The organism is Kribbella pratensis, from assembly GCF_004365355.1.
In the GTDB taxonomy this organism is placed as follows: Bacteria; Actinomycetota; Actinomycetes; order Propionibacteriales; family Kribbellaceae; genus Kribbella.
On the sequence record NZ_SODP01000005.1, the window covers coordinates 209,963 to 225,777 of the forward strand.

Annotated in this window: 16 protein-coding genes; 10 read left to right on the forward strand and 6 right to left on the reverse strand. The window is 68.9% G+C overall.

Features of this window, described 5'->3' with window-relative positions; translation table 11 throughout:
- Positions 1–124: 124 nt before the first annotated feature.
- Entirely contained in the window at positions 125–283 is a 159-nt protein-coding gene (locus EV653_RS41470; RefSeq protein ID WP_166679703.1) for a hypothetical protein, read from the forward strand.
- 88 nt (positions 284–371) lie between these two features.
- Positions 372–1,100: a PH domain-containing protein gene (locus EV653_RS39150; RefSeq protein ID WP_134111388.1), complete on the forward strand. Its 729-nt coding sequence runs from the start codon at positions 372–374 to the stop codon at positions 1,098–1,100.
- On the opposite strand, the gene EV653_RS39155 is transcribed toward EV653_RS39150, so the two are convergent.
- The 4 genes from EV653_RS39155 to EV653_RS39170 all read right to left on the reverse strand — a co-directional run bounded on the left by EV653_RS39155 (position 1,101) and on the right by EV653_RS39170 (position 4,131).
- Positions 1,101–2,444, reverse strand: coding sequence for an RNA polymerase sigma factor (locus EV653_RS39155; RefSeq protein WP_134111389.1), 1,344 nt, complete (start codon positions 2,442–2,444; stop codon positions 1,101–1,103).
- Positions 2,441–2,788: a YciI family protein gene (locus tag EV653_RS39160; RefSeq protein WP_134111390.1), complete on the reverse strand. Its 348-nt coding sequence runs from the start codon at positions 2,786–2,788 to the stop codon at positions 2,441–2,443. The genes EV653_RS39155 and EV653_RS39160 overlap by 4 nt, the downstream gene beginning before the upstream one ends.
- Before the next feature lie 142 nt (positions 2,789–2,930).
- Positions 2,931–3,653: a maleylpyruvate isomerase family mycothiol-dependent enzyme gene (locus tag EV653_RS39165; protein ID WP_134111391.1), complete on the reverse strand. Its 723-nt coding sequence runs from the start codon at positions 3,651–3,653 to the stop codon at positions 2,931–2,933.
- Between the two features lie 31 nt (positions 3,654–3,684).
- Complete coding sequence (locus EV653_RS39170; protein ID WP_134111392.1) at positions 3,685–4,131, reverse strand: DUF4231 domain-containing protein; 447 nt, start codon at positions 4,129–4,131, stop codon at positions 3,685–3,687.
- A 32-nt stretch (positions 4,132–4,163) separates the two neighbouring features.
- Here EV653_RS39170 and EV653_RS39175 point away from each other — a divergent pair, with 32 nt between their 5' ends.
- From EV653_RS39175 to EV653_RS39190, 4 genes are all read left to right on the forward strand, one after another.
- Positions 4,164–4,664, forward strand: a complete 501-nt coding sequence (locus EV653_RS39175) for a MarR family winged helix-turn-helix transcriptional regulator (protein WP_134111393.1) — start codon at positions 4,164–4,166, stop codon at positions 4,662–4,664.
- A 188-nt stretch (positions 4,665–4,852) separates the two neighbouring features.
- Positions 4,853–6,526 carry an acyl-CoA mutase large subunit family protein gene (locus EV653_RS39180; protein WP_134111394.1) on the forward strand — a complete coding sequence of 558 codons (1,674 nt, stop codon included), beginning with the start codon at positions 4,853–4,855 and terminating at the stop codon, positions 6,524–6,526.
- A gap of 70 nt (positions 6,527–6,596) precedes the next feature.
- Entirely contained in the window at positions 6,597–8,327 is a 1,731-nt protein-coding gene (locus tag EV653_RS39185) for an NAD-binding protein (RefSeq protein WP_370359564.1), read from the forward strand.
- 55 nt (positions 8,328–8,382) lie between these two features.
- Positions 8,383–9,324 carry a tetratricopeptide repeat protein gene (locus EV653_RS39190; RefSeq protein WP_134111396.1) on the forward strand — a complete coding sequence of 314 codons (942 nt, stop codon included), beginning with the start codon at positions 8,383–8,385 and terminating at the stop codon, positions 9,322–9,324.
- On the opposite strand, the gene EV653_RS39195 is transcribed toward EV653_RS39190, so the two are convergent.
- Positions 9,321–9,767, reverse strand: a complete 447-nt coding sequence (locus tag EV653_RS39195) for a MarR family winged helix-turn-helix transcriptional regulator (RefSeq protein WP_202872039.1) — start codon at positions 9,765–9,767, stop codon at positions 9,321–9,323. The two genes, EV653_RS39190 and EV653_RS39195, sit on opposite strands and share 4 nt — an antisense overlap.
- Before the next feature lie 100 nt (positions 9,768–9,867).
- On the opposite strand from EV653_RS39195, the gene EV653_RS39200 reads away from it, so the two are divergent.
- The 3 genes from EV653_RS39200 (at position 9,868) to EV653_RS39215 (ending at position 13,335) form a co-directional block, all read left to right on the forward strand.
- Positions 9,868–10,863 carry a hypothetical protein gene (locus tag EV653_RS39200; protein ID WP_202872040.1) on the forward strand — a complete coding sequence of 332 codons (996 nt, stop codon included), beginning with the start codon at positions 9,868–9,870 and terminating at the stop codon, positions 10,861–10,863.
- A gap of 69 nt (positions 10,864–10,932) precedes the next feature.
- Positions 10,933–11,814: a MurR/RpiR family transcriptional regulator gene (locus EV653_RS39205; RefSeq protein ID WP_134111397.1), complete on the forward strand. Its 882-nt coding sequence runs from the start codon at positions 10,933–10,935 to the stop codon at positions 11,812–11,814.
- Between the two features lie 48 nt (positions 11,815–11,862).
- Positions 11,863–13,335, forward strand: coding sequence for a hypothetical protein (locus EV653_RS39215; protein WP_238160750.1), 1,473 nt, complete (start codon positions 11,863–11,865; stop codon positions 13,333–13,335).
- Here the strand turns inward: EV653_RS39215 and EV653_RS39220 are convergent, their stop codons facing one another.
- Positions 13,336–14,589, reverse strand: coding sequence for a citrate synthase (locus EV653_RS39220; protein ID WP_134111398.1), 1,254 nt, complete (start codon positions 14,587–14,589; stop codon positions 13,336–13,338).
- Between the two features lie 84 nt (positions 14,590–14,673).
- On the opposite strand from EV653_RS39220, the gene EV653_RS39225 reads away from it, so the two are divergent.
- Positions 14,674–15,813: a citrate/2-methylcitrate synthase gene (locus EV653_RS39225; RefSeq protein WP_134111399.1), complete on the forward strand. Its 1,140-nt coding sequence runs from the start codon at positions 14,674–14,676 to the stop codon at positions 15,811–15,813.
- The last annotated feature ends 2 nt before the right edge of the window (positions 15,814–15,815 follow it).

The window sequence follows — 15,815 nt, forward strand, 5'->3', positions numbered from 1 at the left end:
AGAATAGAACTTGTAGCTGGTGAGCATGTGCGGTGGGCTGTGTTCAGTCAGTGACAATTGGTGACGGTCCGTGATACAAATTCCAACACAGTCGACCGAGTGGTTAGGAACAAGGAGTGGCGACATGCCGAAGAAGCTGTTGATCTGGTCGCTCATCGCCTTTGCCGGCTTCTATCTCTTCACTCAGCCGGCGAACGCCGCCGACGCGGTGGGAGGCGCGTTCTCGGCCGTCGGTGACGCGTTCCAGAGCGTCATCACCTTCCTGACCGCGCTGTTCAGCTGATCTGCTGTCCTAGTGTCCCGTTGCGAGCGATCGTGCGGGACACTTGGCTGTACGGGGTCACACAACAGCGCGCCAGGGGAGTGAGTGGATGGCCGGAATAGGCGTGTTCCGGATCTTCGACCCGAAGGTCCGGCGCCACCTGATCTCGGACGAGGGCGAGGTCGTCATCGACGAGGTTCGGCAGCACTGGGTGGTGTATTCGGTGCCGATGCTCGAGGTTGCGCTGGCGGCCGCCCTGCTGCTGACGATGGCCACCACCACGATCGGTGTGCAGCCGGTGCTGCTGGCGATCGTGCTGGTGTTGCTGGCACACGCCTTCTGGCAGTTCCTCACCCACCACCGGGACCGTTTCGTGGTCACCAACATGCGGGTGATGCGGATCCGCGGCGTCTTCTCCCAGACCGTCGCGACCACCCCGATCGCCAGGGTCCTGGACATCACGCTGAAGAAGCCGATCATCGGCCGGGTGCTGGGCTACGGCCACTTCGTCTTCGAGTCGGCCGCGCAGGATCAGGGCTTCCGTGAGATCAGGTGGGTCAGCCGGCCCGACGACCGCGACCTGACCATCCAGCGCGTCATCCAGCGCACCGGACTGCGCGCGTCGGCGAGCGTCGACGTACTGCAGGGCGACGAGGACTCCGACGACGACGGCACCGGTCCGATCGGGATGGACTCAGCGCAAGAGGTCGGCGGCGCTTATGCCCCGGTCACGGCGACCACCAAGACCACCACCCCCGAGGCGCGCCCCGCCCCGTCGTCCGGCGGCGCCAAGTCGATCTTCAACAGCGAACGCGGCAACTGGAGCGACGAGGACTAGTTAGTCTCCGGCAGCGCGCGGCTGCCTGGCCGGCCGTGCGGGAGCGGGTTGCTCGGCGGCGAGTTGCTGGAAGCGGTCCCTGCGACGTGCCCGGTGGGCTCGCTCGGGGTGGGCGGCCGCGGCGGTGGCCAGTGCTTCGTCCAGCTCGTCGACGGCCTCGCTGTAGCGGCTCTGGCGTGCGAGGAGCTCGCCGCGGATCGCGTGCCGGCGTGAACTTTGCGGGATGCCGTCGAGGAGTTTGAGTGCGGCGTCGACTTGCCCGGTTTCGGCGATGGCGACGACGCGGGCCAGTTCGGCGGCCGGGCTGGGCGAGACCTCGAGGAGTAGGTCGTACAGGCGGACGATCTCGCGCCAGTCGGTGGCCGTATAGCTCGGGACCCGGGCGTGCTCAGCTGCAATCGCGGCTTGGAGTTGGTACGCGTCGGCCTGGCGATTCGAGCGCTCCAGCGACTCGTTGAGGAGCGCGACGCCGCGCGTGATCAGGCTCTGGTCCCAGCGCGAGCGGTCCTGCAGGTCGAGGGTCACCACGTCGCCGGCGTCATCGACGCGGGCCGGTCGGCGGGCCTCAGTCAGAAGGAGTAGCGACAGCACCGCGGTCGGCGTCGGCTGGTCGGGCAGCAGTGTGTGCAGGAGCTCGGCCAGTCGGATCGCCTCAGCGCAGACGTCGACGTCGTACGCCGCCTCGCCCTCGGACGGAGCGTGGCCCGCGGTGTAGAGGCTGTGGATGACCGCACACACCGCGGGCAGCCGGTCGGGTAACTCGTCCTCGGCCGGGACCCGGTACGGGATGCGGGCGGCGGCGATCTTCTGGCGGGCGCGGACGAGCCGCTTGGTCGTCGCGACCTCGGTGGTGAGCAGCACGGCGGCGATCTGCGCGGGAGACAGCCCACAGAGCGTGCGCAGGGCGAGCGCGACCCGGGTCGGCGGTGACAGCGACGGATGGCAGCAGGTGAAGATAAGCCGCAGGAGATCGTCCTGCACGACCTCGTCGGGGTCCAGCGCGCCGTCCGGGTCGAGGGCCTCGAGCGACCCGTCGGGGTGGCGGCGGGTGAGATCCTGCAGCTCGGCCCCGGCTCGTTCCTTGCCGGCACGGGCGCGTTCGCGGCGGATGATGTCGATCGCCTTGCGCCGGGCGGTCACGGTCAGCCAGGCCCGCGGCTCAGGCGGTACGCCGGTCACCGGCCACGCGCCGAGAGCGGCCAGCGCGGCCTCTTGGACGGCGTCCTCCGCGAGCTGTACGTCGCCGACCGTCCGGATCAGGGTGGCGAGGATCCGCGTCCCCTCGATCCGGATCGTGTCGGCGACAGCGACATACCGCTCATTCAAGGTGGCCCGCTGACTCATCTGGCAACGATCACCGGGCGTACCTCGACCGCGCCGCCCCACGCCGCCGGGATCTCGGCCGCGATCTTGACCGCCGCTTCGAGGTCGTCGGCCTCGATCAGGTAGTAGCCGGTCAGCGCTTCCTTGGTCTCCGCGTACGGGCCGTCGGTGGTGATCACCGGGCCGCCGCGCGCGCCCTCGACCCGGACGACGGTCGCCGTCGCCGTCGGATGCAGCACGGCGCTCGCCTTGACCTGTTCGGCGTACTCAACGCCGAACTTCCGGTACTCGGCCAGCTCCTCCGCCTGCTCGGGCGCCCACCAGTCCACGTCCGCGGTGTAGGTCAGTGCAAGGTACTGCGCCATCGGAGTCCTCCTTCTCGCTGAAACCACTGTGGTCTCTCGGGAAAGGAACGAACAGCCGGACCCGCAGAGGACATCGCTACTGCGCTGCTACTGCGCTGCTACTGCGCTGCTACTGCGCTGCTACTGCGCTGCTACTGCGCTGCTACTGCGTTGCTTCCGAGATCCGGCCGCGGAAGGCCCGGATGACGTTCGGGTCGCCGACGGTCTGGATGGCGTCCTCGCCGACCCGGCCCCACATCCACAGATAGATCGGCGTCGGATCGCCGAAGATCTCCGCCGCGACCTCGCCTTCCGCATCCTGCTGTATGTCGATGCTGGTCGCGTCGGCCGTGATCGTCCAGGACCGGCCGGCCGCGGTGATGCGGACCGTCGCGTCGATGGGGTACTCCGTGTCGCCTTCCTCCCACCACGGCCCGCCGAGGTTCGGGTACAGCACTTCGTCGATGCCGTCGAGCGCCAGGTCCGGGTCGATCGGCGTGACGACGTCGTGGGCCTGCTCGACGTCGATCCGGTGGACGGCGCTCTCGTGGGCCATCCGCCGGTGCCAGAACGCGGAGGTCGTGTCGCGCGGGTTGAACGTCCACGTCTCCGTCTCGGTCCCGGCTGCCTCCAAAGCGCCGATGAGCGCCGCGCGCGCCTCGTCGTACCACTCGAGGGTCTCGCGGGCGGAGAAGTCCGGCGGCCACGGGTCGGGGCGTGCGCCGAGCTTCAGCACCTCGACCTTGTGCGCGTAGACCATCGCCACATGGCGGACCACATCGTCGACCGTCCACCCCGGACAGCTGGGCACGGGCGCCTGAAGCCCCATCCGCGCCACTTCACCCAGCCGCGCGCTCTCGGCCCGCACCTGCTCGAGAAATCTCATGCCCGAACCCTCCCAGACCTCGTGGACAGTTTCATACGCTCCGCGCCTTGAGCGCCTCCTCCCAGTCGGAAGTCTCCGAATGGCTGATCTCGACCACCCGCTGGGTCAGCAACTTGCCGGCGTCCTCGGCGGTCGCGTACTGCCCGGCGCGCTGGACGTACAGCCACGCCTCGTTCCGCAGGTCCTCGGCGGTCCGGCGATAGGTCGGGTAGGAGTCCTTGAACCCGAACAGCGTCCGGATCCCTTCGGCCAGCGCGATCACGCCACCGAGCGCGGCCGCGAACCACTTCGGTACGTCGAACGCGACCGAGATCGCGATCAGCAGGGCGGCGACGAGCTGCACGGTCCCGAGGCCGCGGTAGGCCATCCGGGCCCAGTTGGCCTGCCGGTTGTACCACTGGAACCGCAGGCTGATCAGTTGTTCGGCGGGGGTCTCGGTCCCGAGAGCGGGGAAGTCCGAATCTCTGAGTTTCGACATGGTCTGCCTAGTGTCGGGCTAATCTTCGGCCCATGGCGAGGAAGAGGGCGTTGCCGTTCGACCCGATCGACGAGGCGTCGCGGCAGTGGGGCCGGCGGTGGGGCGCGGTCGAGCAGATGCGTGCCGTCACGTCGCTGATGCGCGCGCAGCAGATCGTGATCAACGAGCTCGACGACATCCTCCGCAAGCACGGCCTGACCTTCGCGCGGTTCGAGGCGCTGGTGCTGCTCACGTTCTCGCGGCGCGGTTCGCTGCCGCTGGGCAAGATGGGGGAGCGGCTGCAGGTGCATCCGACCTCGGTCACGTCGATCGTCCGCCGGCTCGAGGCAGCCGGGCTGGTCACGCGCACGCCGCATCCCGACGACGGCCGCGCGATCCTGTGCGAGATCACCCCGGAAGGCCGTGAGCTGGTCGAGCGCGCCACTGCCGACCTGGTCGCCGCCGACTTCGCCCTCTCCGGGCTCACCGACGAGCAACTGAAGATGCTCTGGACCGTCCTCGAGCCCCTCCGCCACAACGCCGGCGACTTCTGACCCCGGATCTCCAGGCCATCACAATCCCCGCGATCGCCCCGCCCACGCGGGAGCGAGGCGGCCGGGGTCGATTGTGATGGCCTGGGGATCCGCCTGCGGTTGGAAATAGTTGGACGTCCTAGTAGTTTGGGACCAGTTCCCCCTGACCGGGGTGGTGGGGCGGGGAAGGTAACAGGGAGGTCTGACTGATGGATGCCGATTCGATTGCGGCCGGCCGGAGCCGGTGGCAGCAGCGATACGACGCGGCGCGCAAGCGGGAGGCGGATTTCACCACGCTCTCCGGCACCGAGGTCGAGCCTGTCTACGGGCCGCCCGAGGGGGTCGAGGACCCGCGGATGGAGCGGATCGGCTGGCCGGGGGAGTTCCCGTTCACCCGCGGGCTGTACCCGACCGGGTACCGCGGCCGGACCTGGACGATCCGTCAGTTCGCCGGCTTCGGCAACGCCGAGCAGACCAACGAGCGGTACCGGATGATCCTCAACGGCGGTGGCGGCGGCCTGTCGGTCGCGTTCGACATGCCGACGCTGATGGGCCGCGACTCCGACGACCCGAAGGCGCTCGGCGAGGTCGGGCACTGCGGTGTCGCGATCGACTCGGCCGCCGACATGGACCGGCTGTTCAAGGACATCCCGCTGCAGGACGTCACCACGTCCATGACGATCTCCGGCCCGGCCGTGCCGGCGTTCTGTATGTACCTCGTCTCCGCCGAGCGGCAGGGCGCGGACATCACCAAGCTCAACGGCACCTTGCAGACCGACATCTTCAAGGAGTACATCGCGCAGAAGGAATGGCTGTTCCCGCCGGAGCCGCATCTGCGCCTGATCGGCGACCTGATGGAGTACTGCGCGACCACGATCCCGGCGTACAAGCCGCTCAGCGTGTCCGGGTACCACATCCGTGAGGCCGGATCGACGGCCGCGCAGGAGCTCGCGTACACGCTCGCCGACGGCTTCGGGTATGTCGAGCTCGGGTTGTCCCGCGGGCTCGACGTCGACGTGTTCGCGCCGGGCCTGTCGTTCTTCTTCGACAGCCACCTGGACTTCTTCGAAGAGATCGCGAAATTCCGTGCGGCCCGCCGGATCTGGGCCCGCTGGCTGCGCGACGTGTACGGGGCGAAGACCGACAAGGCCCAGTCGCTGCGCTTCCACACCCAGACCGCGGGCGTGTCGCTGACCGCACAGCAGCCGGTCAACAACGTCGTACGGACGGCCGTCGAGGCGCTGGCCGCGGTGCTCGGCGGGACCAACTCGCTGCACACGAACGCGCTCGACGAGACGCTCGCGCTGCCGACCGCGGAGTCCGCCGAGATCGCGCTGCGGACGCAGTCGGTGCTGATGGAAGAGGTCGGGGTCACGAACGTCGCCGACCCGCTCGGCGGCTCCTGGTACGTCGAAGCGCTCACCGATGCCATTGAGGCCGAGGCCGAGCAGATCTTCGCCCGGATCAAGGAGATGAGCCCGGACGAGACGATGACCGGCGGCATCCTGCGCGGGATCGAGGACGGCTGGTTCATGGCCGAGATCGCCGATGCCGCCTTCGAGTACCAGCAGAAGCTCGAGAAGGGCGAGAAGAAGATCGTCGGCGTCAACACGCTGACCGACACCGTCTCCGGCGACCTGGAGATCCTCCGCGTCTCGCACGAGGTCGAGATCGAGCAGTGCCGGGTGCTCGCGGAACGCAAGGCGAACCGTGACGAGGACCTGGTACGGCGTACGCTATCGGCTCTGGTGGAGGCGGCCAGCGGCACTGGCAACCTGATCGAGCCCATGCTGGAGGCAGTGCGTGCGGAGGCCACGATGGGGGAAATCTGTCACGTTCTTCGGGAACAATGGGGCGAGTACCGAGAGCCCGCCCGCTTCTGAGGAGCAGCCGCAGCCCGATCTGACTTCCGCGGCAACCGGCGCGATCGGGCCGGCCGACGGGCGTCGCGTGGTGGTCTGCGGGTCGGACCGCACGATGTTGCGGGTGACAACGGAACTGGTGAGCTCGGGCGAGCGGGTCACCGCGATCGTGAACCCGGACTCGCGTCACTACGACCGGATCAAAGAGCTCGGCGCGAACGTGATGGGCGCCCGGGTGATCAGCGAGTCGCTGCTGCGGCGTGCCGGTGTCGACGCTGCCGACGACGGGGCGCCGTCCACGGCGCGGGCCCTGGTGCTGCTGGACAACGACGACGTCCACAACGTGCACACGGCTCTGACCGCGCGCGACATGGATCCGGAGCTGCGGATCGTCGTACAGATGGTGAATCCGCGCCTGGGCAAGCACATGAATCGGCTGCTCGGGGACTGTGTCGTGATCAACGGGCCGTCGCTCGCCGCGCCCGCCTTCGTGTCGGACGCGCTGGAGGACGACGAGCTGACCTGGCTCGACCTCGGCGGCCGACGGCTGGTGGCCGGGCAGGCCGACCTGATCCGGGAGCCGCACCTGACCGTGCTCGCGGACACGACCTCGTCCGCGACGCCGACTCTGCTCCCGTTGTCGAGTTCCGACCCTGACGGCGACATCGTGCTGGGGACCGGCGTACGGACGCTGTGGCGAAGTCGTGACGTCCGCCCGGCCGGCTGGTTCATGGCGCTGCGCGACATCCTCGACAGCCGGGTGCGGAAGATCGCTGCGGTGATGGCGTTCCTGATCGTGGCCGGTACGGGCGTCATCCACTACTTCGGCGGGATCGAGTGGTGGCGTGCGCTGTACCTCGCGGCCGGTGTCGTGACGTCGGCCGGGATCGACGACGACAAGTTCAACGACGCGCAGCCGTGGGTGAAGGTCAGTGCGGTCCTGGTGCAGCTGACGGGGATCGTGCTGATGGCGCTCCTGACCGCGGTCGTGGTCGACTCGCTGATCGGTGCGCGGCTGTCGCGGCTCATCGGTGGCGTCCGTGGGCGGCCGCGCAACCACGTGGTGGTGTGCGGTCTGGGTACGGTCGGGTCGCGGGTGCTCGAGATCCTCACCGAGCGGGGTGTTGCGGTGGTGGGGGTCGACCAGGACGACGATGCGCCTGGCATCCAGACTGCACACCGTTTGAAGATCCCGGTGGTGGTCGGGGACAGCAGTAACGAGGAGACGCTGCGGTTGGCCGGCGTCCAGCGGTGCCAGTCGGTGCTGGCGATCACCGACGGGGACATCACCAACCTGGAGTGCGCGATCATGGCGCGGGATCTGAACCCGGAGGCCGGGATCACGATGCGGATGTTCGATCACGACCTGGCGCAGCGGGTCGAGCGCCGGCTCGGGCTGGGCAACAGCCGATCGGTGTCGATGCTCGTCGCGCCGGCCGTGGCCGCTGCGGTGGCGAACCGGCGTAGCCAGGTGACGGTCCCGGCCGGTCGTCGCGTTCTGCTGCTCACCGAGGTCACTGTCGAGCCCGGGTCGGTCGCGGTCGGGAAGCGGATGGGGCAGCTGGACGAGGCCGGCGGCCTGCGGGTGCTGGCGAGGCAGGACCTGGGCGGAGCCTGGGACTGGAGTCCGACGTCGGGCCCCGAGCCCCGGCCTGGTGGTCGTACGGCGGCGTCCGAGCGGGAGACCCGGTCGGCAGGGCGGGTTCCGGCGGTCGAGCGGGAACTCCGGGCGGGGGACCGGATGGCGGTGGCAGGGACCCGGAGCGGGCTGGCACGGTTGTTGATGGCGACCCGGGCGCAGCGGACTTCGGCGTCGTCATAGAGGATGGACCTGTGAACGTAGATCGGGTATGTGCGCACGGAATGCGAGGACAGTGGTGAGCCAGTCCAACTTCTCCCGTCCCGGGGCGATCGACCTGTCGGGCCTGCGTAAGCCGGCCGGTGCGGCGTCCGGTGCTGCCGGTGGTCCCGGCGCTCCGGCTGGTGCCGCCGCCGGCGCGTATGTGCTGAACGTTACCGAGGCGAACTTCCAGACCGACGTGATCGAGCGCTCCTTGCAGGCGCCCGTGGTGGTCGAGCTGTGGTCGCCCCGCTCGCAGGGCTCGAACGCCCTGGGCGCGGTGCTGGCCCAGCTGTCGACCGAGTACGCCGGGAAGTTCCTGCTGGCCCGGATCGACGTCGACGCGAACCCACAGGTGGCGCAGGCGTTCGGCGTACAGTCGGTGCCCGTCGTGATCGCGATCCTGCGCGGTCAGCCGGTCCCGTTGTTCCAGGGCGTCCTGGGCGAGCCCGAGGTCCGGCAGTACCTCGACCAGCTGCTGACCGTGGCGGTGGCGAACGGCATCACCGGTCGCGCCGAGCCGGTCGGACCGGCTGGTCCGGACGCTGAATCGGCCGAGGAGCCGCCGCCGAACCCGCGGTACGAGAAGGCGGAGAACGCGGTCGCGGCGGGCGATCTGGACGGCGCGATCGCGGCGTACGAGGAGCTGCTGAAGGAGACGCCGGCCGACGCCGAGGCGAAGTCCGGGCTGGCGCGGGTGCAGCTGGTGAAGCGGACCCAGGACGTGCCGGCCGACGTACGGACGCGGGCGGCGGAGAACCCGACCGATATCGAAGCGCAGATGCTGGTCGCCGACGTGGATCTGATGGGCGGGCATGTCGACGATGCCTTCGCGCGCTTGATCAGCACGGTCCAGGCGACCTCGGGCGACGAGCGGAACACCGTCAGGCTGCACCTGCTGGAGCTGTTCGAGGTGGTCGGCGCCGACGACGACCGGGTGATGAAGGCCCGCCGTCGGCTGATGTCCGTCCTGTTCTAACCCTTCAGGATCGGATCTGTTGTCAGGGTCTCGGAGACCCGGGCGAGGAGGGAGCGGAGGGTCTCCGCCTCCTCCTCGCTGAAAGCCGCGGCCAGCCGGCGCTCGACGCCGGTGGCGCGCTTGTCCGCCTGATCGAGAGCCTTGCGCCCGGCGTGCGTGGGACGGGTCTCGATCACGTGCTTGTGCAGTGGATGCGGCGTGCGCTCGATCAGCCCGCCGGCCTCCAGGTTGCGCAGGATCGTCGTCATCGTCTGCGGGGTGACGGCGCAGCGGCGGGCCAGTTCGGCGGCGGAGATGCCCGGCTGCTCGTCCAGCACGAACAGAGCGGCGTACTGCGGAACCGTGAGCCCGGCCGGTTTCACTGCAGCTGACTTCGCCGCCTGCAGCTCCTGCTCGACCCGCTTGAAGTGACTGCCGAGCCGTTCGTCGAAGGACATCCGCATGCGGACCATCCTACGAACGGCGTCGATGATATATGCATTGACGACCATCAGAACTCTGATTAATGTCTGTGCTCGTATTCATCCGGAGGAGGAGTTCTTGATGAAGTTTCGTGTGTTGGCTGCTGGTGCTGTGGCGGCGTTGCTCGCCCTGACGGCGTCGCCGGCCGCAGTTCCCGTGGCAGCTGCTGCTTCGCAAGGGATGCCCGCGCAGATCGACGGCCGGACGGCTGATCGGTATCCGGAGGGCATCGCCTGGGATCCGACCCGGCAGGCGTTCCTGATCGGGTCGCTGGCTACCGGGCGGATCTCGGTGGTCGGCCGCGACGGCGTACCGCATCCGTTCGGCGTCGCGCCCGGGGTGTCGACGTTCGGGCTGCATGTCGATGCCGTGCGCAACCGTGTGCTCGTCACGTACGCCGATATCGGGAACGGTGAGCGGACGTCGGACGCGACGCTCTACAAGCAGTCCGGTGTCGCGATCTACAACCTGCGGACCGGGCGGCTCGAGCGGCGGGTCGATCTGAACACCCCGCAGCTGAATCCGGCCGGCGGTCGTCACGGCGTGAACGACCTGGCGATCGATGCCGTGGGCAACGCCTATGTCACCGACCCGGCGGGGGACGCGATCTACCGGATCACCCCACACGGTGCGGCGTCGGTTCTCGTCCGCGACGAGCGGTTGCGGAGCGACACAATCGGGGCCAATGGCATCGTCTGGCACCCGGGTGGCTATCTGCTGGTGGTCCGGTACGACGTGGGCACGCTGTTCCGGATCTCGTTGCGCGGTGAACTCAGTACGACTGGTCTGACCAGTGCACTGGTCGGGGGAGACGGCTTGGCGCTGGCGCGTGATGGTCGGCTGATCGCGATCACCAACAAGCTCGGTGCGGCCGGCGTCGAGCGGGCGACTGTGTTGAGTAGTCGCGACAACTACCGCACCGCCCAGGTTCGGTCGGTCGAGCCGTGGCCGGTCTCAGGTCCGACGACGGCCGCGATCACGCCCTTCGGGACGTATGTGCTGAGCGGGCGGATCGATGTGCTGATCGCGGGCGGCTGGTCTGACCAGTTCACTATCCGGCGGATGGCGGCGTACTGAGGGCACTGACCGGAATCGGACAGTGTGAATTCTTGTAATTGATGTTGAAGTGCTCTGAGAATTCTTCACATGAGTGCTGTCGCATCGCCGCCGCCGAGTCTCGAGGCACGGATCCACGGCCTGCTGCCGGCGTTGAGTCCGGCGCAGGCCCGGATCGCCGCCGAGGTACTGCGGGATCCGGCGGCGGTCGCGGGATCGACGATCGGCCAGTTGGCGGCCCGCTGCGGTACGTCGCTGCCGAGCGTCACGCGCTTCTGCCTGGCGCTCGGTCTGTCCGGGTACGCCGAGCTCCGGCTCACGCTGGCGGCCGAGAGTGGTCGGACCAGTCTCAGCTGGGAACGCGGGACCGGGTCGGAGGTCGGACCGGACGACTCACTGGACGACGTACTCCGGACGCTGCTGCGCGCCGACACGCGGGCGCTCGAGGACACGGTCGCGTCATTGGACGTCGACGCGCTCGGGCGTGCGGTCCGGGCGATCTCGGACGCACGCCGGATCGACCTGTACGCCGTGGCGGGGTCGGCGGCGGTGGCCGAGGACCTGCGGCTGCGGCTGCACCGGATCGGACGAGGCGCCAGTACCTGGAGCGACGTACACACTGCTCTGGCGAGCTCGGCACTGCTCGGGACCGGTGATGTCGCGATCGGCATCTCGCACAGTGGCGAGACGCTCGAGGTTCTCGAACCCGTGATCAGGGCCGGGCGGCAAGGGGCGACGACTGTTGCCATCACCAACTATCCGCGCTCGCCGCTGGCGCGGGCGGCCGAGATCGTGCTGGTCACCGCGGCTCGCGATGTCACGTTCCGGACCGGGGGACTGTCCGGCCGGCATGCCCAGATGATCGTGCTCGACGCGCTGTACCTGGGCGTCGCCCAGCGCGACTATCCGTCGGCCGAGCGGGCCTTCGACGCCACCGCCGATGCCGTCGCGGATCACCGCCGACGGTCCTGAGAAGTCTTCTGCCGCAAGCTCCGTTCGACCGCCTTCCGAAGGAGAAACATGCAGAGTCCGCACCAGATCCTTGACCCCAGCCGCCCCAGCCGACGCAGCCTGCTGCTCGGTGCCGGCGCCACCGCCCTCACCGCGGCAGCCGCAACAGCCGCCGCCACGACCACCGCCGCCGCCACGACCACCAGCACCGGCGCGGCGACCTCCGCTGCCGGCGCGCCGAGCGCCGCGGCGGCTGGTTTCGGGGCGGCTGGTGTCGGAGCGGCTGGTGCCGGGGCGGCGCCGGCCGTCGTGCCGTCGCCGGATACGTTGCCGTTGACCGGCGGGCCGGACTTCCCGATCGGGCTGTTCTGGCCGCCGCATCCGTACGCGAGCACCGCGCAACGGTTCGCAGAGATCAAGAACGCCGGCTTCGACTTCATCATCTCCGGCAACTACGCCGGCGACGGCAACATCTTCCAGTACCAGCTCGGCCTGGCCCGCGACGCCGGCCTGAAGATGCTGATCTCCGACGACATCCAGATCCGCAACATGTCCCGCTGGTTCTCGATCTCGGACACCCCTACCGACTTCCTCAGCGTGACGCCGGCCGAGGCGAGTGCCCTCTACATCCGCGCTCGCGACGCGTACGGGCCGTACTCGTCGCTGGCCGGCTTCAACTTCTACGACGAACCGGGGGCCGGCTGGTTCGCGACGTTGGCGAAGGCGCTCTCGATCTCGCGTGAGCTGGCGCCGCAACTGCTGCCGTACATCAACCTGCTGCCGTCCGACGACGCGACGTACTATCGCAACTTCGTCGACGTGGTGCAGCCGTCGCTGATCTCGTTCGACCGGTACCCGCTGCTCTCCGAGGGGCGCGAGGACGCCAACTACTTCCACAACTGGGCCATCGTCCGCGACGCCGCGCTGCACGGCGACATCCCGGCCTGGGTGTACATCCAGACGCTTGCCTACAACAACCATCGCGAACCGACCGCGGCGGAGCTGCTCTGGCAGGTCAACATCAGCCTCGCGTACGGCGCGAAGGGCATCCAGTACTTCACGTACTGGACGCCGGAGGCCGCTCGCGGTGAGGGATTCGGACCGGCGCTGATCACGGTCGACGGCAAGCGGACGTCGCGGTACGACGCCGCGAAGCAGATCAACACGGGCTGGTTGCATCAGGTCGGGCGCGAGCTCAAACCGCTGGTGTCGGAGTCCGTCGTCCATGCGAACGAGACTCCGCTGCCGAACGGTGCCGTCGGGTTCACGGCGACCAACCTGGTCTCGGCGATCTCCGGGGATTCGGTTGTCGTCGGCACCTTCCGGTCACGGGACGCCGCGTCGGGGGATCGCTGGGTGTTGGTTGCGAACCGTTCGCACAGCGCGCGAGCTCGGGCCGTTGTCGCGGTCAACGAGCAGACGGTCGGGTCGGTCGGGGTCTTCCAGCCGGCGAGGCAGACGTACGTGTCGCAGCGGGTCGGGCCGGTGCAGGTCTCGCTGGACGCCGGTGCCGCGACGTTGATCAAGCTCGCAGCGAAGTAGTCAGCTGGTCTGACCGGTGTAGATGCCCATCGCACGGAAGCGGAGGGCCGGGGCCGCGTACTCCTCCAGGGCGTGCGCGGTCCAGCCGATCATCCGGGCGAGCGCGAACAGGGCGTCGCCGGCATCGGGGCGGAAGTTGTAGGCGTGCATGGTCGCGGCGATCGCGAGGTCGCTGTTCGGGAACATCGGGGTGCGCTCGGCGACCGCGGCGATCGTGCCGACGATCGGGTGATCGCCGAGCAGTCCGAGCAGTACGTCGGCGCGCGGGTCGCGGTGCTGGTAGATCCGGTGCCCGAAGCCGGGGATCGGTTCGCCTGACCGCAACTGGTCTGACAGGGCCTTCAGCGGATCCTGCTGTGCGCGTCGGAGGAACTCGTACGCGAGGGTCGGTGCGGCGCCGTGGTACTGCCCGTCGAGCGCGCCGAGCCCCGCGGAGATCACGGCGTACAGGTTGGCGCGTGCGCTGGCGGCGACCCGCGCGGCGACCGTCGAGACCGCCAGCCCGTGGTCGGCCAGCAGGATCAGCGCGGCATCGAGCACCTCAGGACGAGGCGCTTCGTCAGAAAGCTTGGGCCAGAGCCGCGCACCGAGAGTCGCGCCGGAGTCCACGTGCTCGCCAGGCAGCGCGGTCACCAGGGTGCCGATCAGTCGCCCAGCAGCAGCAGTCACCGATGGCGCAGACAGGTCGAACCGCAGAGGATCAGCAGCCCCCAGCACCGCCACTGCCACCCGCAGCCGATCTGTCAACCGAGCCCCGTCCGGCACCACCCCCATCGCAGCCCGAGCAAGCAGCACCCCCTCCCGCTCTACCCCGAACACCGCCTTGGCGGTGCTCGGCGTAGAGCGGGAGGGCGCGAGCCCAGACGCGGGAGCGGGTCCGGGTGCGGGAGAGGGTGCAGACGTGGGCTCGGGGGATTGGGCGGGGGATTGGGCGGTCCAGAGGAGGGTGGCGACTTGTTCGACTGTCCAGCTGGTGGCGAGGGCTCGGGCTGACTGGCCTCGGTAGTAAAGCTCGTCGTTTTCGAGGAGGGTCAGCTCCGACTCGATGCGTTCCACCACGCCGGAGTGGTCGACCGATCTGGCGGCCAGGCGGTCTACTTCGGCGGCCGAGAAGAGGCTGCCGCGGCGGCCCCGGGCCCGGGTGCTGGTGAGGAGGCCCCGGCTGACGTAGGCGTAGATCGTCTCCGGCTTGACCTGCAGGCGGCGTGCGACCTCCGCGGTGGTCAGGTAATTCTCGTCACCTTCGGCCGTCATCCACGCTCCTCACAGCGATTCACTCAGACGAACATTGACTGGATCAATATTGACAATAGTTGATTGGCTGTCAACTCTGAAGCTATGTCAACAGTGATCAATGTTCCGCCCGGTCTGCGCAACGTCGTCGTCACCGAGACCACCCTCGGCGACGTCCGTGGTGACGAGGGGTTCTACCACTACCGCCAGTACTCGGCGATCGATCTCGCCAAGTCCAAGACGCTCGAAGACGTCTGGTACCTGATGTTCGAGGGCCGCCTCCCGACGGACGCCGAGCGCGACCGGTTCATCGCCGAACTGGCGCCGCTGCGGGTCCTGCCCGACGAGGTCAGCGCCGTCCTCCCGGCGATCGCGGCTGCAGGCGCAAAGTTCAACCCGCTCGCCGGTCTCCGCACTGCCCTGTCGCTGCTGGCGGCAGTACGTGGCCTCCCGCCGCTCTGGGATGCCGACCCGGCCCGCCGCAAGGCCGACGCGATGCTCGTCTGCGCGGTCACCCCGACCATCCTCGCGGCCCTCTACCGCCTCCGCGAAGGCCAGCAGCCGCTGGAGCCGCGCGCCGACCTCTCGGCCGCAGCCAACTGGCTCTACCTGGTCACCGGCACCGAGCCGAACGCAGTACATGCGACCGCGATCGAGCACTATCTCGTCTCGACGCTCGACCACGGCTTCAACGCGTCCACGTTCACCGCGCGAGTGATCGCCTCCACCGGTGCCGACGTCGTCTCGGCCGTTGCCGGAGCGATCGGCGCGTTCTCCGGCCCGTTGCACGGCGGCGCGCCGGACCGCGCCCTGGCCAGCCTCGACGAGATCGGTACGCCGGACCGCATCGACGCCTGGGTCCGCGCGAAGGTGTCCGCGGGCGATCGGATCATGGGCTTCGGTCACGCGGTCTACCGCACCGAGGACCCGCGTTCGTTGATGCTCCGCGACATCGCCCGCGGCATCGGCGGCGACCTGGTCGACTTCGCAACCACCGTCGAGCAGCGCATCGTCGACGTCCTCGCCGAACTGAAGCCCGGCCGCAACCTCTACGCGAACGTGGAGTTCTACGCCGGCGTCGTGATGGAGCTCTGCGGCATCCCACGCGCGATGTTCACGCCGACGTTCGCGGTCAGCCGCATCATCGGCTGGTCCGCCAACATCCTCGAACAGTCGGAGGACCCGAAGATCATCCGTCCGATCGCGACGTACGTCGGCCCGCAGCCGCCGGTGCCGATCGACTAGGC